This is a genomic window from Pseudomonas sp. NC02 (assembly GCF_002874965.1).
GTDB lineage: Bacteria > Pseudomonadota > Gammaproteobacteria > Pseudomonadales > Pseudomonadaceae > Aquipseudomonas.
In genome coordinates this window covers 6,667,730-6,691,120 of the sequence record NZ_CP025624.1, presented here as the reverse complement: position 1 = coordinate 6,691,120, position 23,391 = coordinate 6,667,730, and the positions used below count along the sequence as shown (strand labels likewise).

At 61.9% G+C, this 23,391-nt stretch carries 22 protein-coding genes; 9 read left to right on the top strand and 13 right to left on the bottom strand.

Annotation, left to right across the window (positions count from 1 at the left end; genetic code table 11):
- Positions 1-98 precede the first annotated feature (98 nt).
- Together C0058_RS31600 and rep are read right to left on the bottom strand one after the other, a co-directional pair.
- Entirely contained in the window at positions 99-671 is a 573-nt protein-coding gene (locus C0058_RS31600; protein WP_008439415.1) for a xanthine phosphoribosyltransferase, read from the bottom strand.
- Positions 672-728: 57 nt separating this feature from the next.
- On the bottom strand, positions 729-2,738 hold the full coding sequence (gene rep, locus C0058_RS31595; RefSeq protein ID WP_008439414.1) for a DNA helicase Rep: 2,010 nt from the start codon (positions 2,736-2,738) through the stop codon (positions 729-731).
- A gap of 267 nt (positions 2,739-3,005) precedes the next feature.
- Between rep and C0058_RS31590 the strand changes: the two genes are divergently transcribed.
- Positions 3,006-4,676, top strand: coding sequence for a bifunctional diguanylate cyclase/phosphodiesterase (locus C0058_RS31590; protein ID WP_008439412.1), 1,671 nt, complete (start codon positions 3,006-3,008; stop codon positions 4,674-4,676).
- Between the two features lie 128 nt (positions 4,677-4,804).
- Here the strand turns inward: C0058_RS31590 and C0058_RS31585 are convergent, their stop codons facing one another.
- A complete protein-coding gene (locus C0058_RS31585) occupies positions 4,805-6,208 on the bottom strand; it encodes a NorM family multidrug efflux MATE transporter (protein ID WP_102370156.1) in 1,404 nt (467 codons plus the stop codon).
- A gap of 152 nt (positions 6,209-6,360) precedes the next feature.
- Here C0058_RS31585 and C0058_RS31580 point away from each other — a divergent pair, with 152 nt between their 5' ends.
- Together C0058_RS31580 and C0058_RS31575 are read left to right on the top strand one after the other, a co-directional pair.
- Positions 6,361-7,281, top strand: a complete 921-nt coding sequence (locus C0058_RS31580; protein ID WP_003208769.1) for a LysR substrate-binding domain-containing protein — start codon at positions 6,361-6,363, stop codon at positions 7,279-7,281.
- A gap of 178 nt (positions 7,282-7,459) precedes the next feature.
- A complete protein-coding gene (locus C0058_RS31575; RefSeq protein WP_008439409.1) occupies positions 7,460-9,436 on the top strand; it encodes a methyl-accepting chemotaxis protein in 1,977 nt (658 codons plus the stop codon).
- Positions 9,437-9,553: 117 nt separating this feature from the next.
- On the opposite strand, the gene C0058_RS31570 is transcribed toward C0058_RS31575, so the two are convergent.
- Positions 9,554-10,477 carry an ABC transporter six-transmembrane domain-containing protein gene (locus C0058_RS31570; RefSeq protein WP_102370155.1) on the bottom strand — a complete coding sequence of 308 codons (924 nt, stop codon included), beginning with the start codon at positions 10,475-10,477 and terminating at the stop codon, positions 9,554-9,556.
- Between the two features lie 115 nt (positions 10,478-10,592).
- Here C0058_RS31570 and C0058_RS31565 point away from each other — a divergent pair, with 115 nt between their 5' ends.
- A complete protein-coding gene (locus tag C0058_RS31565; protein WP_102370154.1) occupies positions 10,593-11,177 on the top strand; it encodes a TetR/AcrR family transcriptional regulator in 585 nt (194 codons plus the stop codon).
- On the opposite strand, the gene C0058_RS31560 is transcribed toward C0058_RS31565, so the two are convergent.
- Both C0058_RS31560 and C0058_RS31555 read right to left on the bottom strand, forming a co-directional pair.
- Positions 11,164-12,660: a YifB family Mg chelatase-like AAA ATPase gene (locus C0058_RS31560; protein ID WP_102370153.1), complete on the bottom strand. Its 1,497-nt coding sequence runs from the start codon at positions 12,658-12,660 to the stop codon at positions 11,164-11,166. The two genes, C0058_RS31565 and C0058_RS31560, sit on opposite strands and share 14 nt — an antisense overlap.
- Positions 12,661-12,757: 97 nt before the next feature.
- On the bottom strand, positions 12,758-13,666 hold the full coding sequence (locus tag C0058_RS31555) for a LysR family transcriptional regulator (protein ID WP_102370152.1): 909 nt from the start codon (positions 13,664-13,666) through the stop codon (positions 12,758-12,760).
- Positions 13,667-13,929: 263 nt separating this feature from the next.
- Here C0058_RS31555 and cfa point away from each other — a divergent pair, with 263 nt between their 5' ends.
- Positions 13,930-15,012, top strand: coding sequence for a cyclopropane fatty acyl phospholipid synthase (gene cfa, locus C0058_RS31550; RefSeq protein ID WP_003208781.1), 1,083 nt, complete (start codon positions 13,930-13,932; stop codon positions 15,010-15,012).
- Positions 15,013-15,064: 52 nt separating this feature from the next.
- On the opposite strand, the gene C0058_RS31545 is transcribed toward cfa, so the two are convergent.
- The gene (locus C0058_RS31545) at positions 15,065-15,274 is read right to left on the bottom strand and encodes an accessory factor UbiK family protein (protein WP_371857034.1); all 210 of its coding nucleotides are present in this window, start codon (positions 15,272-15,274) and stop codon (positions 15,065-15,067) included.
- A gap of 473 nt (positions 15,275-15,747) precedes the next feature.
- Here C0058_RS31545 and glnK point away from each other — a divergent pair, with 473 nt between their 5' ends.
- From glnK to sutA, 4 genes are all read left to right on the top strand, one after another.
- Positions 15,748-16,086 carry a P-II family nitrogen regulator gene (gene glnK, locus C0058_RS31540; RefSeq protein WP_002555808.1) on the top strand — a complete coding sequence of 113 codons (339 nt, stop codon included), beginning with the start codon at positions 15,748-15,750 and terminating at the stop codon, positions 16,084-16,086.
- A gap of 34 nt (positions 16,087-16,120) precedes the next feature.
- A complete protein-coding gene (locus C0058_RS31535) occupies positions 16,121-17,461 on the top strand; it encodes an ammonium transporter (RefSeq protein ID WP_008439352.1) in 1,341 nt (446 codons plus the stop codon).
- A gap of 209 nt (positions 17,462-17,670) precedes the next feature.
- On the top strand, positions 17,671-18,096 hold the full coding sequence (locus C0058_RS31530; protein WP_003208787.1) for a secondary thiamine-phosphate synthase enzyme YjbQ: 426 nt from the start codon (positions 17,671-17,673) through the stop codon (positions 18,094-18,096).
- Between the two features lie 103 nt (positions 18,097-18,199).
- A complete protein-coding gene (gene sutA, locus C0058_RS31525) occupies positions 18,200-18,526 on the top strand; it encodes a transcriptional regulator SutA (RefSeq protein WP_003208791.1) in 327 nt (108 codons plus the stop codon).
- Positions 18,527-18,781: 255 nt separating this feature from the next.
- Here the strand turns inward: sutA and C0058_RS31520 are convergent, their stop codons facing one another.
- From C0058_RS31520 to C0058_RS31495, 6 genes are read right to left on the bottom strand one after another with little or no spacing between them, the layout of a single operon-like run.
- A complete protein-coding gene (locus tag C0058_RS31520; RefSeq protein WP_102370151.1) occupies positions 18,782-19,480 on the bottom strand; it encodes an HAD family hydrolase in 699 nt (232 codons plus the stop codon).
- Positions 19,477-20,376, bottom strand: a complete 900-nt coding sequence (gene xerC, locus C0058_RS31515) for a tyrosine recombinase XerC (protein ID WP_008439350.1) — start codon at positions 20,374-20,376, stop codon at positions 19,477-19,479. The genes C0058_RS31520 and xerC overlap by 4 nt, the downstream gene beginning before the upstream one ends.
- 2 nt (positions 20,377-20,378) lie before the next feature.
- A complete protein-coding gene (locus tag C0058_RS31510) occupies positions 20,379-21,095 on the bottom strand; it encodes a DUF484 family protein (RefSeq protein ID WP_003208796.1) in 717 nt (238 codons plus the stop codon).
- Between the two features lie 13 nt (positions 21,096-21,108).
- A complete protein-coding gene (gene dapF / locus C0058_RS31505; protein ID WP_008439347.1) occupies positions 21,109-21,939 on the bottom strand; it encodes a diaminopimelate epimerase in 831 nt (276 codons plus the stop codon).
- A gap of 4 nt (positions 21,940-21,943) precedes the next feature.
- Positions 21,944-23,191, bottom strand: a complete 1,248-nt coding sequence (gene lysA / locus C0058_RS31500; protein ID WP_008439346.1) for a diaminopimelate decarboxylase — start codon at positions 23,189-23,191, stop codon at positions 21,944-21,946.
- 9 nt (positions 23,192-23,200) lie between these two features.
- Complete coding sequence (locus tag C0058_RS31495) at positions 23,201-23,362, bottom strand: lipoprotein (protein ID WP_003208801.1); 162 nt, start codon at positions 23,360-23,362, stop codon at positions 23,201-23,203.
- Positions 23,363-23,391 lie beyond the last annotated feature (29 nt).

Genomic DNA, 23,391 nt, shown 5'->3' with positions numbered 1-23,391 from the left:
TGCTCGCGAAAGCGGTGGATCAGTCGACCTATCCGGTGACTGACACACCGCTTTCGCGAGCAAGCCCGCTCCCACATGTTTAACCGTGCCCGCACCGATTACTCGATAAAGGTCACAACCCCACCCGCCAACGACTGCACCCGCGCCAGCGACTCAACCCGGTAACCCTGGGCATCCAGCTCCGCACGGCCACCCTGGAACGACTTCTCGATCACGATCCCCAAACCTGCAACGGTCGCGCCGGCCTGTTTGATGATCGAGATCAGCGCCTGGGACGCCTTACCGTTGGCCAGGAAGTCATCGATGATCAGCACGCGGTCGCTGCTGGTCAGGTGGCGCGGGGAAATCGCCACGGTGCTTTCGGTTTTCTTGGTGAAGGAATACACCGTCGCCGACAGCAGGTTTTCGGTCAGGGTCAGGGACTGTTGCTTGCGGGCGAAAATCACCGGCACGCCGAGGTTCAGGCCGGTCATGATCGCCGGTGCAATGCCCGAGGCTTCGATGGTGACGATCTTGGTAATGCCCGAATCCTTGAACAACGCAGCAAACTCGTCACCGATCAGTTTCATCAGCGCCGGGTCGATCTGGTGGTTCAGAAAGGCGTCGACCTTGAGTACCTGATCGGAAAGCACGATGCCTTCTTCGCGAATTTTCTTGTGCAGTGCTTCCACGAAAGCTTCCTCTGTTGGCGCAACACGCGCCGAAAGTAGATTAAAAAGTAGTCGATTCTAGCGCTTTAACATCGCGCGTATATCCGCCAGGGCGGTGTTGCCGCGAACGGCTTTGACTTCGGTCGGTGTGTCGTCGTTGCCTTCCCAGGCCAGGTCGTCCGGCGGCAGTTCGTCGAGGAACCGGCTCGGGGCACAATCGATGATCTCGCCGTACTGCTTGCGCTTGGCGGCAAAGGTGAAGGCCAATGTCTGACGCGCGCGGGTAATGCCCACGTAGGCCAGGCGCCGTTCTTCCTCGATGGTGTCGGCTTCGATGCTGGAGCGGTGCGGGAGGATTTCCTCTTCCATGCCCATGATGAACACGTAAGGGAATTCAAGGCCCTTGGACGCATGCAAGGTCATCATCTGCACGCCTTCGGCGCCGTCTTCCTCTTCCTGCTGGCGTTCAAGCATGTCCCGCAGCACCAGCTTGCCGATGGCGTCCTCGACGGTCATCTCGCCTTCTTCGTCCTTCTCCAGGGTATTTTTCAACGCCTCGATCAGGAACCACACGTTGCCCATGCGGTAATCGGCAGCCTTGTCGCTGGAGCTGTTGGTGCGCAGCCAGTTCTCGTAGTCGATGTCCATGACCATGCTGCGCAGGGCGCTGATCGGGTCTTCGCCGGCGCACTGCTCGCGCACCTTGTCCATGAAGCGCTTGAAGCGCGCCAGGCGGTCGGTGAAACGAGTGTCGAGGTGCTCGCCCAGGCCGATTTCGTCGGTGGCGGCGTACATCGAGATCTTGCGTTCGGTGGCGTAGTTGCCGAGCTTTTCCAGGGTAGTCGAACCGATTTCCCGGCGTGGGACGTTGATCACCCGCAGGAAGGCGTTGTCGTCGTCCGGGTTCACGATCAGCCGGAAGTAGGCCATCAGGTCTTTCACTTCCTGGCGTCCGAAAAAGCTGTTGCCGCCCGACAGGCGATACGGAATCTGGTGGTGCTGCAGCTTCAGCTCGATCAGCTTGGCCTGGTAGTTGCCGCGGTACAGGATCGCGAAATCGCTGTAGGGCCGGTCGGTACGCAGGTGCAGGGTGAGCAGTTCGACGGCCACGCGCTCGGCTTCGGCGTCTTCGTTGCGGCAGCGGATCACGCGGATCTCGTCCCCGTGGCCCATCTCGCTCCACAGTTGTTTTTCAAACTCGTGGGGGTTGTTGGAGATCAGCACGTTGGCGCAACGCAGGATGCGGCTGGTGGAGCGGTAGTTCTGCTCCAGCATCACCACTTTCAGGGACGGGTAGTCGTCCTTGAGCAGCATCAGGTTTTCCGGGCGGGCGCCGCGCCAGGCGTAGATCGACTGGTCGTCATCGCCCACCACGGTGAACTGGTTGCGCTTGCCGATCAGCAGCTTCACCAGCAGGTATTGGCTGGCGTTGGTGTCCTGGTATTCGTCCACCAGCAGGTAGCGGACTTTGTTCTGCCACTTTTCGAGGATGTCGGCGTGTTCCTGGAACAGCTTCACCGGCAGCAGGATCAGGTCGTCGAAGTCCACCGCGTTGAACGCCTTCAGCGTGCGCTGGTAGTGGGTGTAGACAATGGCGGCAGTCTGCTCCTTGGGGTTGCGCGCAGCTTCCAGGGCTTCGGCGGGCAGGATCAGGTCGTTTTTCCACGAGCCGATCATGTTCTTGATCTCGTCGACGCCGTCGTCGCCCGCGTATTCCTTCTGCATGATGTCGGTCATCAGCGCCTTGACGTCTGTCTCGTCAAAGATCGAGAAGCCCGGCTTGTAGCCCAACCGCACGTGCTCCTTGCGGATGATGTTCAGCCCCAGGTTGTGGAAGGTACACACGGTGAGGCCACGGCCTTCGCCACCCTTGAGCAGGGTGCCGACGCGCTCTTTCATTTCCCGCGCCGCCTTGTTGGTAAAGGTCATGGCGACGATGTACTGGGCACGGATGCCACAGCTCTGGATCAGGTGCGCGATCTTGCGGGTGATCACGCTGGTCTTGCCGGAACCGGCACCGGCGAGCACCAATAGAGGGCCGCCGACGTAGTTCACGGCTTCTTGCTGCCGGGGATTGAGTCGGGACATACGAAATTCAGGAGGTCATTGATCAAAAGGGCGGGCATTTTAACAGGCTGGCAAGATTCTGCTGCCTCTGAACGACAGTGTGACGTACCACTCGATCTAAATTTGCCGGTTTTGTTACTTTGCCGCAGGATGTGCAGGGTATTTAGGACTATTGTTCGGTCTAGAGCTGCACAGTGCGCATTTGATAACCCATATCATTGGTCATTATCGGGGCGCACGTCATAATGCCCGCCGCCAACGAAATTTTGCAGAGTCTAGGGAGCTAGCTTGTCTACGCCTGTCGAACCCTTGCGTTTGCTGCTACTGGCCGATGAGCCAGCGTGGGCAGCGTTATTGCGCGAGTGCCTGGCGCCGATGGGCGACGGAGCTGTGCTGATCAGCGCGCCAAACTGGGAGTCTGTGAGCAACCTGTTCGACGACGATCACAGCGCGGTGCTGTTGACCACGGCCAACCTTCAGCCCGGCCCCGGTCGCTGCAGCTTGCCAACGGTATTGCTGTTGGAAGAGGAACCCCTGGTTTCACCCCTCGGCGTCAGCGACTGGCTGATCCTGAATGCATTGGATGTCGATACATTGCGCCGTTGCCTGCGGCATGTGCGCGAGCGCGGTGTACTGGAAAACACCCTGCAACGCCTGGCCGAACAGGACCCGCTGACCGGTATCGCCAACCGCCAGGGCTTCCAGACCCTGCTGACCGCCCGCCTGGCGGAAAACGAAGGCCGTGGCGTTGCCCTCGGCCACCTCGACCTGGACAACTTCCGTCACGCCAACGACGCCCTCGGCCACCAGGCCGGCGACCGGCTGATCCTGCAAGTGGTCTCGCGGCTCAAGAGCCAGCTGGAGGCCGGCGATCAACTGGCGCGCCTGGGCAGCGACGAATTTGCCCTGCTGATCGATACCCGCCGTGCGCCCCAGCGCGCCGAATGGATGGCCGAGCGCATCGTCGAAGCCATGGCCGAACCCTATTGGGTCGATGGCGAAAGCCTGCTGATCGGTTGTAGCCTCGGCGTGGCCCATGCCCGCGCCAAGGCCGGCGCCGACCCGTTGATGTGGCACGCCCACATCGCCATGCAGCAAGCCAAAAGCACCCAGGGCTGCACCTTTCATATCTTCAACGAACGCATCAACCGCAATGCCCGCAGCCTCGCCGACCTTGAAAGCGAGCTGCGCCGGGCGTTGCGTCGTGACGAACTGGAGCTGCATTACCAGCCCCGCCTGGACCTCGACGATGGGCATATCGTCGGCCTGGAAGCACTGGTGCGCTGGCGCCACGGTGAGCGCGGCCTGTTGCCGCCGAGCGAGTTCGTGCCGCTGGCCGAGCAGAGCGGCTTGATCGTGCCGCTGGGCTACTGGGTGATTTCCCGGGCCCTGCGCGACATGCAGGACCTGCGCGAACGCGGGATTGCGCCGTTGCACATGGCGGTCAACCTGTCGTTCCGCCAGTTTCAGGACAGCCAACTGCTCAGCACCCTCAGCCGGCTGATTGCCGAGCGCGGCGTGGAAGCCCAGTGGCTGGAATTTGAGCTGACGGAAACCGCCGTGATGCGCCGCAGCGACCTGGTCAAGCAGACCATGGATGCGCTGGGCCGCCTGGGTGTGCGCTTTTCCCTGGATGACTTTGGCACCGGCTTTTCGTCGTTCGTGCACCTCAACAGCCTGCCGATTGCCTTGCTGAAGATCGACAAGAGCTTTGTCGGCGGCATGGAAGAGCGCGAAGAGAATCGCAAGCTGGTGCACGCCATGATCAACCTGGCTCATAACCTGAACCTGGAAGTGGTCGCCGAGGGCGTGGAAACCGCCGAGCAACTGGCGTTGCTGCGGTTGTTCGGCTGCGATCAGGCCCAGGGTTACCTGATCAGCAAGCCGTTGCCGTTGGCGGAACTGGTGGACTACCTGACGTTTGGTGACAGCCAGGAACTGGTGGGCGGCGTGATCTGATGTTGTGAACCCGATCAAAAATGTGGGAGCGGGCTTGCTCGCGAATGCGGTATTTCAGCCAACCAATGCATGGCTGACCCACCGCATTCGCGAGCAAGCCCGCTCCCACATTTGACCGAGTACAGCCGTTACTCCGGCTGCGCGGCTTGAAATCCTTGGTGGGTTTCAGGCTCCTGGCGAATCATCCGCTTCATCTTCCGTTCAAACGCCCAGGTCAGGCTGACTGCCGCGCACGCCAGGCCCAGGGCCAGGCCCCACCAAACGCCCGTCGGCCCCCAGCCGAGATTGAACGCCATCAACCATGCGGCCGGTGCGCCGATCAGCCAGTAGCAGCCCAGCCCGACCAGGAAGGTGGTCTTGGCATCCTTGAGCCCGCGAATGCAGCCCATGGCGATGGTCTGCACGCCGTCGAACAGCTCAAACCATGCGGCCACCGCCAGCAGGCTGACGGCGAGGTTGATCACGTCGCGAAACGCTGGGTCATGCTGGTCGAGGAACAGGCTGATCAGTGGGTGCGAGAACAACCACAGCACCGCTGCAAAGCCCAGCATCACCACTGCGCCAAAGCCTATGCCAACTCGCCCGGCCAGCCGCGCTTCCAGCAACTGCCCGGCACCGTAATGCTGGCCGATACGCATGGTGATCGCGTACGACATGCCCGCCGGCACCATGAACGCCACCGACACGATCTGCAGGGCGATCTGGTGCGCAGCCAGCTGCGTGCTGCCCATGGTGCCCATGCACAGCGCGGCGAACGCAAACAGCCCGACTTCCACCGCATAGGTGCCACCAATCGGCAGGCCCAGGCGCCACAGTTCCCGCAGGTAATGCAGGTTGGGCCGCAGCAGACCCTTGCGCAGCGGATACGCGTCGTAGGCACGGTTGTATTTGATGTACCAGATCAGCGCCAGGGCCATGCAGTTGGCAACGATGGCGGTGACCAGGCCAATGCCCACCAGCCCGAGTTTCGGCAGGCCGAACATGCCTTCGATCAACGCGTGGTTGAGCAGGTAGTTGATCACCGTGCCGCCCAGGCTGATCACCATCACCGGCGTGGCCTTGCCGATAGCGCTGGTGAAGCCGCGCAAGGCCATGAACGTCAGGTAGCCGGGCAGGGCGAACGGCAGGATGGTCAGGAACTGGCCGGCGGACGCGACGTTGGTTTCGGTCTGGCCGAACATCAGCAGCACTGGCTTGAGGTTCCACAGCAGCAAACCAGCCACCAGCGCCATCAACCAGGCCAGCCACAGCCCGGCCTGGGTCAGGCGGGTGGCGCCCTCGATGTCGCCGGCGCCCTGGCGGATCGCGACCAGCGTGCCCACGGCAGCGATCACGCCGATGCAGAAAATCGACACGAACGAATAGCTCGCCGCACCCAGGCCTCCGCCGGCCAGGGCCTCGGGGCTCAGGCGGGCCATCATCAGGGTGTCGGTCAGCACCATCAGCATGTGGGCCAACTGTGAGGCAATCAGCGGCCCTGACAGCCGCAGAATGGCCCAGAGTTCGGTACGTGCAGGATGCTGCATGATCATCACGCTCAAAAAGTCAGGGAAGGGTGGAAGGGTTGATTCTCGGCGCCCACAGCGCATTGCACAAAGGGATAAATCCGATGATTCGCATGATTAAAACTCATGCCTGAATGATTCTGGTAGGGTTTCGATCTTGCGCCGTCGGAGTTTTCGCCATGTCTCGTCGTCTTCCTCCTCTTTACGCCTTGCGCGCGTTTGAAGCTGCGTCCCGCTACAACTCGTTCACCCGGGCGGCGGAAGAGTTGTCGATTACCCAAAGTGCGGTGAGCCGGCACATTCGTACCCTGGAAGAGCATTTCGCCTGCCGCCTGTTCCAGCGCAGCGGCCGCACCTTGCAACTCACCGAGGCAGCGCGCCTGTTGCTGCCGGGCGTGCGTGAAGGCTTTGCGGCCCTGGAGCGCGCCTGCCATACCTTGAATGCCGAGGACGACATCTTGCGCATGAAGGCGCCGTCCACCCTGACCATGCGCTGGCTGCTGGCGCGCCTCAGTCGCTTCCGGCACCTGCAGCCGGGCAATGAAGTGCAACTGACCAGCGCCTGGATGAGCGTCGATGAGGTGGATTTCAACCAGGAACCATTCGATTGCGCGGTGTTGCTGAGCAACGGGCATTTCCCGCCGGACTGGGAAGCCAGCTACCTGTTTCCGGAGTTGCTGATTCCGGTGGGCGCGCCGAACCTGTTGAGCGACGGACCCTGGGACGTTGCGCGCCTGGCCTCTGCCGAACTGCTGCACCCGACGCCGGACCGTCGTGACTGGCGCAACTGGCTGGAGCGCATGGGGCTGTCATCCCAGGTTTCGCTCAAGGGCGGGCAGGTGTTCGACACCTTGGAGTTGGGCATGATCGCCGCCGCCCGAGGGTACGGCGTGTCCATGGGCGACTTGCTGATGGTGGCCGAAGACGTGGCCCAGGGCCGCCTGAGTCTGCCATGGCCCACCGCTGTGGCCAGTGGGGAAAATTACTATCTGGTGTGGCCGAAGACCCGGCCGGGTGGCGAGCGTTTGCGACGGCTGGGTGACTTTCTCCAGGGCGAAGTGCAGGCCATGGAATTGCCCCAGGTCGAGCGCCTCGACTGAGTGGATTGCGCACCGGCCAGCAATCGTTTGCGCGATACCCCTGTGATTCGCTCAAGTATTGAGCCTACCCGCCGAAGTAGGGTTGTTGGAACTACCGTTCTGCAACGTTTCCCCTATTAGAATTTTGCCGAGCAGCGCTATGAGATCAGGATGATCCTGGCCTCGGCCAGGAGCCTTCATGTCTCAACCTCGCGCCCGGATTGCCTCTCAACTGGGGCTTGCCCTCGCCGTGATACTGGCTGTCGTCATCAGCGGCAGCACGGTATTCGCGTTGCGTTCGCTGGACTCCGCCAACCTCGACACCCGCGAGGAGCACCTGGCCAGCGAGGCCCGCTTGCTGGCCGACCAGCTCAATACCTTCCACAGCACCTTGCGCGAAAGTACCCAGCGTTTGAGCGGGCTGTTTGAAAAGCGCTTCAGCGCCGGCTTGAGTACGCGCCCTGAGCAACCGGTGACGGTGGCGGGCGTGCAGACGCCGGGCCTGTACCTGGGCGAGGAAGTGCTCAACAACAACTTCGCTGAAGTCGATGAGTTCAAGCAGATGTCCGGCGGCGTGGCGACCTTGTTCGTACGCAGCGGCGAGGACTTTATCCGCGTCAGCACCTCCCTGACCAAGCAGGATGGCAGCCGCGCCATCGGTACGGCGCTGGATCACCAGCATCCGGCCTATCAACGTTTGCTGGGCGGGCAGGGCTACGTTGGCCGTGCGGTGTTGTTCGATCGCTCCTACATGACCCAGTACAGCCCGGTGCGGGACGCCAGCGGCAAAGTGATTGCGGTGCTGTTTGTCGGCTTCGACTACACCGATGCGCAGAACGCCCAGTTCGACAACCTCAAGCGCTTCCGCATCGGCCAGACCGGTTCCCTGGCGCTGCTGGACGAGCAGAAGCACTGGCTGGTACCGCCCGCTGGCGTGCAGGCGCTGGATCAGTCGATTCCGGTGATGCTCGACCTGGCCGCCAAACCTGGAAAAGGCCGTTTCTGGAGCGACAAAAACGAAGACTTCTACAGCGTTGCCGTGCCGTTTGAAGGCGGCCCGTGGTCGGTGGTGGCGAGCATGCCGAAAGCCGAAATTCGCGCGGTGACCTGGTCGGTGGGGATTCGCCTGGCGATCGGCAGCTTGCTCGCGATGCTGCTGGCGGTGGGCGCGGCGGTCTGGTTGCTGCGCAGCAAGTTGCAGCCATTGGGCGACCTGGTGCGTCAGGCCGAAGCCCTGGGCGCCGGTGATTTGAGCGCACGGCTGAACGTTTCCAGCCATGACGAAATCGGCCAACTAGCCCGCAGTTTCAACCAGATGGGCGAAGCGCTGTCGACCATGGTGTCGCATATCCGCAAGGCGGCTGAAGACGTGAACAGCCGCGCCCAGGCACTGTCGGGGTTGTCCGGCGGTGCGTATGAAGGCATGGAGCAACAGTCCGGCGAAATCACCAGCATGGCCGGCGCGGTGGAGGAGTTCAGCGCCACCTCGCTGAACATCGCCGACAACATGGGCAACACCGAACGCCTGGCCCAGGACAATGCCCAGCAAACCAGGATCGGCCGCACCTCGATGCAGGAAGCGTCGTCGTCCCTGGAACACATCGCCACCGCGCTGAACAGCACCGCCACGGTGATCAACACCCTGGGCCAGCGCTCCCAGGAGATCGGCGGGATTGTTGGCGTAATCACCGCGATTGCCGAACAGACCAACCTGCTGGCGCTCAACGCAGCCATCGAAGCGGCGCGGGCCGGTGAGCAGGGGCGCGGGTTTGCGGTGGTGGCCGATGAAGTGCGCAACCTCGCATCGCGCACTCGTCAGGCCACGGATGAGATTTCCGGGATGATCCAGAGTATCCAGCAGGAAACCGGCAACGCCATCAGCACCATGGAACAAGGCAACGTGCTGATGCAGGAAGGCCTGGCTCGCAACGCTGACGTCGCCTCTGCGCTGGCGCGGATCGACGAGCAAAGCCGCTCGGCGGGCCAGCAGTTTGCGGCCATTACCACGGCGACCCAGGAGCAGAGCAGCACGGCGACCCTGCTGAGCAGCAACTTGCAGAGCATCGCCCTGGCCAACAGCGAGCAGCGTGAAGTGGTGTCCAACCTTGCGATCACCGCCAAGGAACTGGAGACCCTGGCGGCGGGCTTGCGGCATGAGGTTGACCGGTTTCGTTGATTGACTGTTCGGGCCTCATCGCGGGCAAGCCCGCTCCCACAGTTGACCGTGTTGTTCTGGAGTACGCGGTCCACTGTGGGAGCCGGGCTTGCCCGCGATGACGGCCTACCCGACGCGTCAAACGTCGGATCGGTCGCCCAGCCCCGGGTCCACACGCTTGCCAATGTCCTTGAGTCGCGCCAGTTGATCAACCATCCCTGGCGCTTCATCCAGGCTGCTGACAAAGGTCCACAGGTAAGTCATCACCGCATACACGTGGCCGGCCTTGACCGCCGGCGACAGCGCCAGCTGGCTGATGGCAACCACAAACAGCAGTGCCGCCAGCGTACCGATAAACAGGAACGCTGCGGCCTCGCGGTCCGACAGCCAGATGCGCAGGCGTGACAGCACCTGGTAGTGGCGCTGCAAGGTCTGTGCGCCGACCTTTTCCACCAGGCCGATTTCCTTTTCCAGGCGGTCATTCAAGCGCTCATGCAGTTCCTGATTGCGCCGGGCGAAACGTGGCAACAAGGTTGTGCACAGCACCAGCGCGGTCAGGCACGCCAGGCCGATCCACGGCTCGATCACCAACAGCATCACTGCCGCACCGACGATGGAAACCAGCGCCGTCGCGATGATCGGCACGTGTTTTTCGAAGAAATCCACAAAGTCCCGCGCCAACACCACCCGCGCAGCCGCCCGTGAGGTGCTGTGGTTTTGCAGGCGCTGGTTGAGAATCACCGGCACCGCCAGGTCCGCGTAGATACGGGTGAAGGTGCGCGTATCCAGCGCCCGTCGCGCCGCCCCGACCACCCAGAACGCCAGCACCACGGCGGCGTAGAACAGCGCGCTGCCGGCATCGTCGCGGATGATCGAGTCCACCGCGAACCCCGCAAACAGTGGGTAGGCCAGCAGCAATGCGTTCTCCAGGGCCACCAGCGACAAGGTGCAGAACAACTTGCCGGGATAGGCCTTGGCGATCGCCTTGAGGGTTTGGCTGGCGGATTGTTGCCCGATCTTTTTGCTTTCTTCGATCAGGATCTGGGGTGTTACGGATGACATGGGGGTGCACCGAGAGTGAGATAAACGCTATTATTGAGCGACTGCTCAAGTATCATTGAGCGACCGCTCAAAAAGCAAGCGCCGTCGATCTGCCGGTGCCTGAAGGAAAAGCCTCATGTCGCGTATCGACCGTAAAGACCAGATCATCGCCGCCGCCCTGGAGCTGTTTCGCAGCAAAGGGTTTGCCGATGTTTCCACCCGCGACCTGGCGGAGCATGCCGGGCTGTCCCGCAGCCACGTCTATCACTACTTCAGCGACTGGAAAGAACTGCGCCGCGAAGCGTTCGTGCGGTTCGCCAACGAGCAGCTGGACGAGGTGAGGGCGCCGCTGGTGGATCTGCCACCATTGGAAGCCCTCGAAGGTTTCCTGCGTGACTGCCTGCCCTCCACGGCAGACGCCGGTTGGGCGCTGTGGCTGGATGCCTGGGACGAAGCCATGCATGACGAGCCATTGGCCCAGGCCTACCTGGTGATCAACGCCCAATGGCAAGCCATGCTCACCGAGATCATCGAGCACGGTGTGGCATCCAAGGTGTTTCGCTGTGAGTCGCCCAAGCGCGCTGCGCGACAACTCTTTGCCGTAGCGATGGGCTATGCCGATGACTTGTTGCTCAAACCCTCCGTTAAGTCAGCTGAAGCGGTGATGGATGAGGTGATGGAAGTGGCGGGGCTGCTCCTGGCGTTGCCTAGGACGCGCTAGCAGGGCGGTACTGCAAGGCCTCCGCCAGATGATGGCGGGCGATGGCTTCCACTTGTTCCAGGTCGGCCAGGGTGCGGGCGACCTTGAGCAGGCGATGGGCTGCCCGCAACGACAGCGTCAGCCGTTCGCAGGCGCTTTCCAGCCAGCCTTCATCAGCCTTTTTCAGTTTGCAGTGCTGGCGTAGCCCCGGCAGGTCGAGAAACGCATTGGCGCAGCCCTGGCGCCGTTGTTGGCGGTCCCGGGCATCGGCGACGAGGACGGAGGCGCTGGCGGTGTCATCACCGGACTGTATGCCCGGGTTCAGCGCGGTGCTTTCCCGGGCGACGGTCACGTGCAGGTCAATCCGGTCCAGCAGCGGCCCCGAGAGTTTGTTGCGATAGCGCTGAATCTGCTCCGGCGTGCAGCGACAGCGCCCACTGGGCTCGCCCACATAGCTGCAAGGGCAGGGGTTCATTGCCGCCACCAACTGAAAGCGCGCCGGGAAACGCACCCGGTCGCGAGCGCGGGAAATCACGATATGCCCGGACTCCAGCGGCTCACGCAGCACCTCCAGGACCTTGCGATCAAACTCCGGCAACTCGTCGAGAAACAACACACCGTGATGGGCCAGGGTTATTTCCCCCGGCTGCGGTTTCGAGCCGCCGCCCACCAGCGCCGGGCCGGATGCCGAATGATGCGGCTGGCGAAATGGCCGGTGTGGCCAATGGCTCAGCGGCGCCAGGCTGACCACCGATTGAATCGCCGCCACCTCCAGTGCTTCCTGTTCACTCAAGGGCGGCAACAACCCCGGCAGACGGCTGGCGAGCAAGGTCTTGCCGGTGCCCGGTGGCCCGCTGAGCAACAGGTTGTGGGCGCCCGCCGCAGCGATCAACAGCGCACGCTTGGCCGCCAGTTGGCCCTGCACTTCACTCAGGTCGGGGTAGGGTTTGTTCAAGTACATCAGGCCACTGGAAACGAAGGGCTCGATCGGCACGTGACCGTTCAGGTGCGCCACCACTTGCAGCAGGTGATCCACGGCAATCACCTTCAACCCCGAAGCCAGGCAGGCTTCCTCGGCATTGGCCCGTGGCACGATCAAGGTGCGCCCGACCTTGCGCGCCGCCAGGGCTGCCGGCAACACACCTTTCACCGGCCGCACCTCGCCGGACAGCGCCAGCTCGCCCAGGCATTCCACGTTATCGAGGGTCAGCGCCGGTACCTGCACGCTGGCGGCGAGAATCCCCAGGGCAATCGCCAAATCAAAGCGCCCGCCGTCCTTGGGGAGGTCGGCGGGCGCGAGGTTGAGGGTGATGCGACGGGACGGGTATTGCAGCGCAGAGTTGAGGATCGCACTGCGCACGCGGTCTTTGCTTTCCTTGACGGCGGTTTCCGGCAGGCCCACCAGCGTCAGCGACGGCAAGCCGTTGGCCATGTGCACCTCGACAGTGACGGCGGGCGCTTCGACGCCTATCTGGGCGCGGCTGTGGACGATGGCGAGGGACATGCTGGTTCCTTGAAATGAGTGGCCGCTTCCTGCGGTTTTTCAAGGGTAGTCGAGTGATGGCGGCGCGCGGCGGCGAGGTTTTACAGAACGTATCGCGCTAACGGTCCGACGGCGGCACACATAGAAACTCCTTCGCCAACGTCAACCACGCCTGCGCCGCAAACGACAATTTGCACTGGCGCCGCCACGCCAGCATCAGTCGCCAGTTCAGCGCCGGCGACTGTATTTCCGCGATGCTGAACTGGCTCGCATCAAGGGTTTCGCAGAATGCCCGGGGTAGCAGGGTGATGCCCACGCCCAGTCGTACCAGGGAGGCGATAAAGTCCCATTGGCTGCTGCGGCCACTGATCCGCGGCTCAAAACCGGCTTGCGCACAGGCATCAAGTACGAATTGGTTCAGGGTGAAGGTGTCATCGTAAAAGATGAATTCGCAGGCTTGCAGTTCGCTCAACTCCACCGAGCTGCGGCCTTGCCAGGGCGAGTCATGGGGCGCGAGCAGGCACAGTGGCGATTCGAACAGGGGCATGGATTCGAATTCGGACCAGATGTCCGCCACGCGCGGCGAGTCCAGGATGGTGCCGAACTCCAGCGTGCCCTGGCGCAGATCCTGGATGGTGATATTGCCGCCGCTTTCGAACAGTTTCAGTTCGATCTTCGGGTAACGGGCGTGATACTCCGCAAAAATCGGCGCCAGTGCGAGGTGGGTAGAGGGCGAAAGCCCCATGCGCAGGGCGCCGCGCCCGACATGCTGCAAGTCTTGCAGCTCTACCGTCATTTCATCGTGCAGCGCGATCATTTCCTTGGCGCGCTTGAGCACAATTTCCCCGGCGTCCGTCAGGGTGAAGCGTTTTCCCATGCGGTCGAGCAGCCTCAGGCCAAGGCTCGACTCCAATTGCTGCACCATCTTGCTGACTGTTGGCTGGGTCAGGTGCAGCTTCACAGCGGCTTTGGTAAAGCTCTGCTGGTCGACGACTTCTACGAAATAACGGAGCGCCCGGATGTCCATCTTGCATTCCAATTTTGCATGGTTTTCATAATATTAATTCATTATATCTTTAAAAAATGGCTGGATAAGATTTGTTACATCTGTTCCCAGCCAGCGCTTCCATGACGCCTTAAGGGCCTTGCCAGACGCTTCCATGGCCAGATTTCTCGCAGTGTATGAATCAAAGGCAACGCTATTTCTGGAGAGCAACTGTGCTTAACAAAACGCGTCATTCTTTTTCCGGTTCTGATGAGATGTCTCAGGGAGCGCGCTTCGTTAAGGAGTTGCTGGCGCAGGCGCAGATCGAGGTCAACGGGCCATCGGCTGCCGATATGCAACTGCACCACAGTGCCACATTTGATCTCGCCCTGGCCAAGGGCAATCTTGGCCTTGGCGAAGACTACATGGATGGCGGCTGGGACGCCGAGGCGCTGGATGAGTTTTTTTTCCGCCTCATGCGCTCCGGCGTGATCGACCAGGCCAACCCGGCCACCTTGTTGTTTCACGCGTTCAGCTCCCGCTGGCTGAACCTGCAAAACAAGAAGCGCGCCTGGCAAGTCGGCGAAGCACATTACGACCTCGGCAATGACTTCTACGCACGCATGCTCGACTCGCGCATGACCTACACCTGTGGCTACTGGAAAGATGCCACCACCCTGGAGCAGGCGCAGTTCGCCAAGCTGGACCTGATCTGTAAAAAACTGGGGCTCAAGCCGGGCATGCGCGTGCTGGATATCGGCTGTGGCTGGGGCAGTTTCATGAGCCATGCGGCCGAGCACTATGGGGTCGAGTGTGTCGGCGTGACCATCTCCAAGGAGCAGGCGGAGTGGGGGCGGGCCAAGTATTCACATCTGCCGATCGAGTTTCGTCTGCAGGACTATCGGGATATCGACGAGCAGTTCGACCATATCGCCAGTGTCGGCATGTTCGAGCATGTGGGGCGCAAGAACCATCGGGCGTATATGGAGGTCGCCAACCGCTGCCTGAAAGACGATGGGTTGTTCCTGCTACACACTATCGGCAAGAACCAACGCAACAGCACGCCGGATCCGTGGATCGACAAATACATCTTTCCCAACGGTGATTTGCCCTCGATCGGGCAGATCGGCGACGCCATGGACGGGTTATTTGTTGCCGAGGATTTGCACAACTTTGGCGCCGACTACGACAAGACGCTGATGGCCTGGTGCGAAAACTTCGAACTGGCGTGGCCGGATTTCGCAGACACCTTTGGCCAGCGTTTCTACCGGATGTGGCGCTATTACCTGCTGTCGTGTGCAGGGGCGTTTCGCGCGCGGGATATCCAGCTGTGGCAGTGGGTATTGTCGAAGAAGGGGGTTGTCGGCGGGTATCAGCGGGTGAGCTGAGGGTTGCAACGGTTTAACGGGGACAGGCGAAACCTGCCCCGGTTGGGCCGGCTTATTCGGCGGCAGGCGCCAATCGCGCTTCCAGCTCCGCCACCTTGGCCTCAAGGCTTTCCAGTCGCGCCCGAGTGCGCGCCAGCACCACCATCTGGCTATCAAACTCTTCCCGGCTTACCAGGTCCAGCTTGCTGAAACCGCTTTGCAGCAGCGCCTTGAACTGGCTTTCAATTTCATTGCGTGGCAGCGGCGTGTCGCTGCTGAACAGGCGGGAGGCGTGGCCGCTCAGGGCGTCGAGGAGGTCTTTGGGCGCGAGCATGGGAAATAGTCCGGAAAATCTGTTGGCCGGCAGTGTATCACGCAGCGTCTATAGTCTTTTCCAGCCCCTGCGGCGCACGCTTTTCGCGCATGAGGACGGGCGGTCGCGCACCGTTTTCGTGCGTATCTTCGCTGTCGTGGCGCCCGGTAGGTGGGCACAGGCGAACAAAGGACTGATTTCAGTGATTTTTACGGAGCTGGCAAGCTTTCTGCTTAGACGATCATGACCCATGCACTGATGCAGTCGCTGTGACGATGCAGTGCGCCGACGGACCAGCGGTACATGTTTCGTCACCAGTGGTTAGCGAGCGTCGCAATGGCAAATGCCAGGGCGACGAAGCGTTACAAAGCCAGGCACTGCGCTTAGACTTGAGACGGGTTTGTTTTCCTGGGGCAAGTCCACCAATTCGGGAGAGAGTTTTCATGAAGCTAGTCACTGCCATCATCAAGCCGTTCAAGTTGGACGATGTACGCGAGTCACTGTCCGAGATCGGCGTGCAGGGCATTACCGTTACTGAGGTCAAAGGCTTCGGTCGGCAGAAGGGTCACACCGAGCTGTATCGCGGCGCGGAATACGTGGTCGATTTCCTGCCAAAGGTGAAGATTGATGTCGCCATTGACGACAAGGATCTTGACCGGGTTATCGAGGCGATAACCAAGGCCGCCAACACCGGCAAGATCGGTGACGGCAAGATCTTCGTGGTCAATCTGGAACAGGCTATTCGCATCCGTACCGGCGAAACCGATACCGACGCAATCTAAGCCGCCAAACCCCAACGCCCCAGGAGAAAACAATATGACTCTGCGTAAATTCGCAGGGCTAGGAGCCCTGTTGTCCCTCGTAATGCCGGCCCTGGCCATGGCGGCGGACCCAGTACCTGCTCCAGTCCTCAATTCCGGCGACACCGCGTGGATGCTCACGTCCACCGCGCTGGTGCTGTTCATGACCATTCCAGGCCTCGCGCTGTTCTACGGCGGCATGGTTCGCTCCAAAAACATTCTTTCCGTGATGATGCAGTGCTTTGCCATCACCGGCCTGATCACCATCCTGTGGTTCGTGTACGGCTACAGCATGGCGTTCGACACCACCGGTATGGAAGCAGGCGTCGTCAACCTCAACTCGTTTGTGGGTGGCTTGTCCAAACTGTTCCTCTCGGGTGTGACCCCGGCCAGCATCACCGGCCCGGCGGCGTTGTTCCCTGAGGCCGTGTTCGTGACCTTCCAGATGACCTTCGCGATCATCACCCCGGCGCTGATCGTCGGTGCATTCGCCGAGCGGATGAAGTTCTCCGCGATGCTGATCTTCATGGGCGTCTGGTTCACCCTGGTCTACGCACCGATCGCCCACATGGTATGGGGCGGTCCGGGTTCGTTGCTGGGCGACTGGGGCGTGCTGGACTTCGCAGGCGGCACCGTGGTGCACATCAACGCCGGTGTGGCCGGCCTGGTAGCGTGCCTGGTACTCGGCAAGCGTAAAGGCTTCCCAACCACCCCAATGGCGCCGCACAACCTCGGTTACACCCTGGTGGGCGCGGCCATGCTGTGGGTCGGCTGGTTCGGCTTCAACGCCGGCTCCGCTGCTGCCGCCAACGGCACTGCCGGCATGGCGATGCTGGTGACCCAGATCGCTACCGCTGCTGCGGCCCTGGGCTGGATGTTCGCCGAGTGGGTCACCCACGGTAAGCCAAGCGCACTGGGCATCGCCTCGGGTGTGGTTGCGGGCCTGGTGGCAATCACCCCAGCCGCTGGCACCGTGGGCCCGATGGGCGCCCTGGTGATCGGCCTGGCTGCCGGTGTGGTGTGCTTCTTCTGCGCCACTACCCTGAAACGCAAACTGGGCTACGACGACTCCCTGGACGCCTTCGGCGTGCACGGTATCGGCGGTATCCTCGGCGCGATCCTGACCGGCGTGTTCGCTGCACCGTCGATGGGTGGCTTCAACGCCGCTACTACCGACATTGCCGCACAGGTCTGGGTTCAGGCCAAAGGCGTCGGCTTCACCGTCATCTACACCGCTATCGTGACGTACATCATCCTCAAGGTGCTGGACGTGGTGATGGGCCTGCGGGTGACCGAAGAAGAAGAGGCGGTTGGCCTCGATCTGGCGCAACACAACGAGCGCGGCTACAACTTGTAAGTACGCGAAAAAAAGATGCCCGGCTTGCCGGGCATTTTTTTGCCTTGGGTTTGTCTGTGGCTAAAGGTGTATGGGTTTTTTTGCGACTTTGTGATGGGATCCGCACTGCACTTTTCAGTGTGCGAATGTCTTACAGGCATGTAGGCGTATTCGGCACTTTGTTTTTTCCCTGAGCGCGCTAGAATGCGCGCCGATAGGCGGAGAACTGTATGTGGCAACAGACCCTGATAACCCTGCGGGCCAAGCCCCGGGGCTTTCATCTGGTGACGGACGAGTTGCTCGCCGGCCTGCCTGAGTTGAAGGCCTGTCGGGTGGGACTGTTGCATTTGTGGCTGCAGCACACCTCGGCCTCGTTGACGGTCAACGAGAATGCCGACCCGGCGGTTCGCCGTGACTTCGAGCGTTTTTTCAATGCGCTGGTACCGCAAGGCACGGCGGGATATGAACACAACGACGAGGGGCCGGATGATCTGCCGGCGCACTTCAAGGCCAGTCTGCTGGGCTGTCAGCTGAGTTTGCCGGTAAGGGCCGGCCGCTTGGCGATGGGGACCTGGCAAGGTGTTTATCTGGGCGAGCACCGTGATCATGGCGGTGCTCGTAAAGTCCTCGCCACCTTGCACGGTGATGGGGCATAAGCCACTGGTTAACCGGTGGATGTTGATTTTTTTCCGGCGGCCGTCGACAGGCGGCGAAGCTGGGCTATAACTAATCTGCTTTTCGCAAGTCATGAGGTAGAACATGAGCGACGATGATCTGGAAAACGACGACCTCGAAGTAGGCGACGACGACGAAACCGAGGAAGGTCTTGAGGCGGCTGCCGAAGACGTGGCTGACGACGACGGTGGCGACGATGCACCGGTCCCGGCAGCCAAGGGCAAGGCCAAGGCTGCAGTGTCGGTTGACGAGTTGCCGAGCGTAGAAGCCAAGAACAAAGAGCGCGATGCGCTGGCCCGGGCGATGGAAGAATTCCTCGCCAAAGGCGGCAAAGTGCAGGAAGTCGAGGCTAACGTGGTGGCAGATCCACCGAAGAAGCCGGATAACAAGTACGGCAGCCGGCCTATCTAAGGCCTGCTGTCTGCTTGCTGAAAAAGCCCGCCGTCGCTGCGGGCTTTTTCATGGGCGAAACAAAATGGTCAGGGCTAACACCCATCCAAGGATGAAGAGCGTGTGTGGCGAGGGAGCTTGCTCCCGTTGGGGCGCGAAGCGGCCCCTGGTTGGGTCGACGCGGTCTTTCAGAAAGGCCGTCGTGGCTGGTTCAGGGGCCGCTTCGCAGCCCAGCGGGAGCAAGCTCCCTCGCCACAAAAGCCCTTCATCATCAGGTTATGCGTTCCAGCGGGCTAGCACGTCGGGTAGCTCGGTCAGGCTGCGAATCTCGGCATCCGGCAATTTCTCGGCCTCCCAGGCCTTGCCTGCCGGGTTGAACCACACCGCCCGCAGCCCCGCCTGCTGCGCACCGGCAATGTCATCCCCTGGATGGTCACCCACATGCACTGCCGCGCCCGGCGCTACGCCACCGCGCTGCAAGGCTTCCTGAAACAACCGCGCATCCGGCTTGGCAATACCAATGTCTTCAGCCCGGAGTGCAAAGTGGAAGTAGTCCGCCAACCCCACACGTTGCACATCGGCATTACCGTTGGTAATCACCCCCAGCAGATAGTCGCGGCGCAGTGCTTGCAGCATCGGTTCCGCTTCGGGGAATACGGTGAGTTGATGCCGGGCATGGATGAACGCTTCAAAGCACACATCCGCCATCTGCGCCGCTTCCGGCAACGGGTACCCGGCTTCCTCGAAGGCGTATTGCAGCACCTTGTGACGCAACACGCTGATGCGATATTTCAGCTCGGGATGACGCTCCAGCACCTGCTGGCGCAGGCTGCCAAACTTCTCCAGGGGCAAGTCGCCCACCTTGGTGGCGTGGGTCGCCAGCCACTCGCGCATCGATGCCTCGGCGCTGATGATGACCGGCACGTTATCCCAGAGCGTATCGTCCAGGTCGAAGGTGATCAGCTTGATGCTCATGAGTCACTGCCCTTAATGCGTTTGGCCCGTGGATGGGCGCTGTCGTACACCGTTGCCAGGTGCTGGAAGTCCAGGTGGGTGTAGATCTGGGTGGTCTTGATGTCGGAGTGGCCCAGCAGTTCCTGCACCGCACGCAGGTCCTGGGAGGACTCCAGCAAGTGGCTGGCAAAGGAGTGCCGGAGCATGTGCGGGTGCAGGTTCTGCCCCAGCTCGCGCTCGCCGGCGGCCTTGACCCGCACTTGTATGGCCCGGGGCCCGAGGCGCCGGCCTTGCTGGCTGATAAACACCGCGTCGTCCGCCGGGTTGGCCAGGGCGCGCAGGGGCAGCCACAGCAGCAAGGCTTCGCGGGCCTTCTTGCCCACGGGTAATACGCGGGTCTTGCTGCCTTTGCCGAGCACCTGCACCAGGCCATCCGCCAGGTCCAGTTGATCGAGGTTAAGCCCGGTCAGCTCCGACAGGCGCAGGCCCGAGGAGTAGAAGAGTTCGAGGATTGCCTGGTCGCGATGGGCCAGGAAGTCGTCCTCCACGGCGCCATCGAGCAATTGCAGGGCGCGATCCGTGTCGAGGGTCTTGGGCAGGCGGCGTTCGCCCTTGGGCGGCGCCAGGCCGTTGGCCGGGTCGTGGTCGCACAGGCCTTCGCGGTTCAGGTAGTGATAGAGGCCGCGTACCGCCGACAGCAGGCGCGCCAGGCTGCGGGAGGATTGGCCTTGCTGGTGCAGGCGGGCGATCAGGCTGCGCAGACCCTGGATGTCCAGGGCCTTCCAGCTGCCGATGTGTTGTTTCTCGCAGAACGCCAGGACCTTGTTCAAGTCCCGCCGGTAGGCTTCCAGGGTATGCGGCGACACCTGGCGCTCGCTGCGCAGGTGAGCGCAGTAGGCGTCCAGTTGTCGTTCCATGGCTAGCGCACCGCGCGCAATGCGCTGGTGAAGCGTGGCAGGACGCGGCCCAGCACTTCGGCGATGTAGCTCAGGAACAGCGTGCCCACCGAGCTTTTGTAATGCTGTGGATCACGGCTGGCGATGGCCAGCACGCCATGCAAACCTTGATGACTGAGGGCAACCACGGCGGTGGAGCCGATCTGCTGGCGCTGCTCGGCGCCAAACAGGAAGTCCAGCTCATGCTCGCGCAAGGTGCCGCTGATGGTCTTGCCTTCGGACAGCAGGCCGCCAATCGCGGTCTGGGCATCGCTGCCGCTGACCCAGCGACCCACCGGCATCGGGTTGTCGCTGAACAGGATCAGGCTGACAAAGGGCACCTGGAAATCCTGGCGCAGGCTGTCTTCGACGGCGATCACCGCTTCTTCCAGGCTGGCGGCGTCCATCAGGGTCAGGACCAGGCGGCGGGTCTTGTCGAACAGGCGGTCGTTGTCGCGGGCCACATCCATCAGCTGCGAGAGCCGATGGCGCATTTCGATATTGCGCTCGCGCAGGATCTTCATCTGCCGCTCCACCAGCGACACGGTATCGCCGCGCTGGTGGGGAATACGCAGGGCCGGCAGCAGTTCTTCGTGTTCAACGAAGAAGTCCGGGTTAGCCTCCAGATACGCCGCAACGGCTGCGGCCTCCAGACTTTCGCTTGGGGATGCTTGCGCGGGTACTTGAGGCTTATCAGTCATTAGATTTGCTCACTCATAGACGGACCTGTCCTTCGTAGACGCGGGTGGCCGGGCCGGTCATTTTCACCGGTTGGCCGGGACCTGCCCATTCGATGGACAGGCGTCCACCGGGCAGGTCGATCAGCAGCGGCGAATCCATCCACCCCTGGCTGATCGCGGCTACGGCAGCGGCGCAGGCGCCGGTACCGCAAGCCTGGGTTTCGCCGGCCCCGCGTTCCCACACGCGCAACTGCGCACGGGAACGGTCGATGACCTGCAGGAAGCCCACATTGACCCGCGCGGGAAAGCGCGGGTGGTTTTCGATCTTCGGCCCCAGTTCATGCACCGGCGCGTTGTTGATGTCATCCACCCGCAGCACGGCATGGGGGTTGCCCATGGACACGGCAGCCAGGTTGACGGTCTTGCCGTCCACGTCCACCGGGTAGCTCAGGGCTTGCTCGGTGGCCTGGAACGGAATGTCCGCCGGCACCAGCCGTGGCGCGCCCATGTTGACGCCGATCTGGCCGTCGCTGCGAATATCCAGCTCGATGATGCCGCTTTTGGTCTCGACGCGAATCTGCCGCTTGGCGGTCAGGCGCTTGTCCAGGACAAAACGGGCGAAACAGCGGGCACCGTTGCCGCACTGTTCCACTTCGGAGCCATCGGAGTTGAAGATCCGGTAACGGAAATCCACTTCCGGGTTACTCGGCGCTTCCACCAGCAACAATTGGTCGAAGCCGACACCGGTGTGCCGGTCGCCCCACAGCTTGGCGTGCTTGGGCAGGATGTGCGCGTGCTGGCTGACCAGGTCGAGGACCATGAAGTCATTGCCCAGCCCGTGCATCTTGGTAAAACGCAGCAACATGACCTTACTCCGGCAGCAGGCTTTCGCCAGCAAACAACTCGGCTACCGTCTCGCGGCGACGCACTTCAAACGCTTGATCACCGTCCACCAGCACCTCGGCGGTACGCCCGCGGGTGTTGTAGTTGGAGCTCATGACAAACCCATAGGCACCGGCCGAATGCACGGCCAGCAGGTCGCCTTCTTCCAGGGCCAGCTGACGTTCCTTGGCCAGGAAGTCGCCGGTCTCGCAGATCGGGCCGACGATATCGTAGCTGCGGCCTTCGCCTGCGCGTGGCTTGACGGCCGTCACATTCATCCAGGCCTGGTACAGCGCCGGACGGATCAGGTCGTTCATCGCCGCGTCGACGATGGCGAAATCCTTGTGCTCGGTGTGCTTGAGGTACTCGACCTGGGTCAGCAGCAGGCCGGCGTTGGCGACGATGTAGCGGCCCGGCTCGAACATCAGCGTCAGGTCGCGGCCTTCGAGGCGCTCGCGCACGGCCTTGATGTAGTCGGACACCAGCGGCGGCTCTTCATCGCGATAACGCACACCCACGCCGCCACCGAGGTCGATGTGGTGCAGGTAGATGCCGCACTCGCCGAGGCGGTCGACCAGCGCCAGCAGGCGGTCGAGGGCGTCGAGGAACGGTGGCAGGCTGGTCAGTTGCGAGCCGATATGGCAGTCGACACCCAAGACTTCCAGGTTCGGCAACTGCGCGGCGCGGATGTACACGTCCTCGGCGTCGGCAATGGCGATGCCGAACTTGTTCTCTTTGAGACCGGTGGAAATGTACGGGTGAGTGCCGGCGTCGACGTCCGGGTTGACCCGCAGGGAGATCGGCGCGCGAACGCCCATCTCGGCGGCCACCACTTGCAGGCGCTCCAGCTCGTCGGTGGATTCGACGTTGAAGCAGTGCACGCCAACTTCGAGGGCGCGGCGCATGTCTTCGCGGCTCTTGCCGACACCGGAGAACACAATTTTGTCAGCCTTGCCGCCGGCGGCCAGTACACGCTCAAGCTCGCCCCGGGACACGATGTCGAAACCGGCGCCCAGGCGCGCCAGGACATTGAGTACACCCAGGTTGGAGTTGGCTTTTACGGCGAAGCACACCAGGCTCGGCGTGCCTTCCAGCGCATCGGCAAAGGAGCGGTATTGCGCTTCGATGTGGGCACGGGAGTACACGTAGGTCGGGGTACCAAAGCGCTCGGCGATGGCGGACAGCGCGACACCTTCCGCGAACAGCTCGCCGTCCCGGTAGTTAAAAGCGTCCATGATGTTCCCTTAGTAGGTGTCGTGCTTGTGCGCTTTGGTTTGCGACGATTGCGCCTGTTCATTCGGGTCTTTGCTGTCATCGGGCAGATACAGCGGGCCTTTTTGACCACAGGCACTAACGAGGCAAGCGACCGCGACGAGCGCAGCAAGGGAAGAGATCAGGCGCTTCATGGCGAAATCCTTGAATATGCATTAATTGC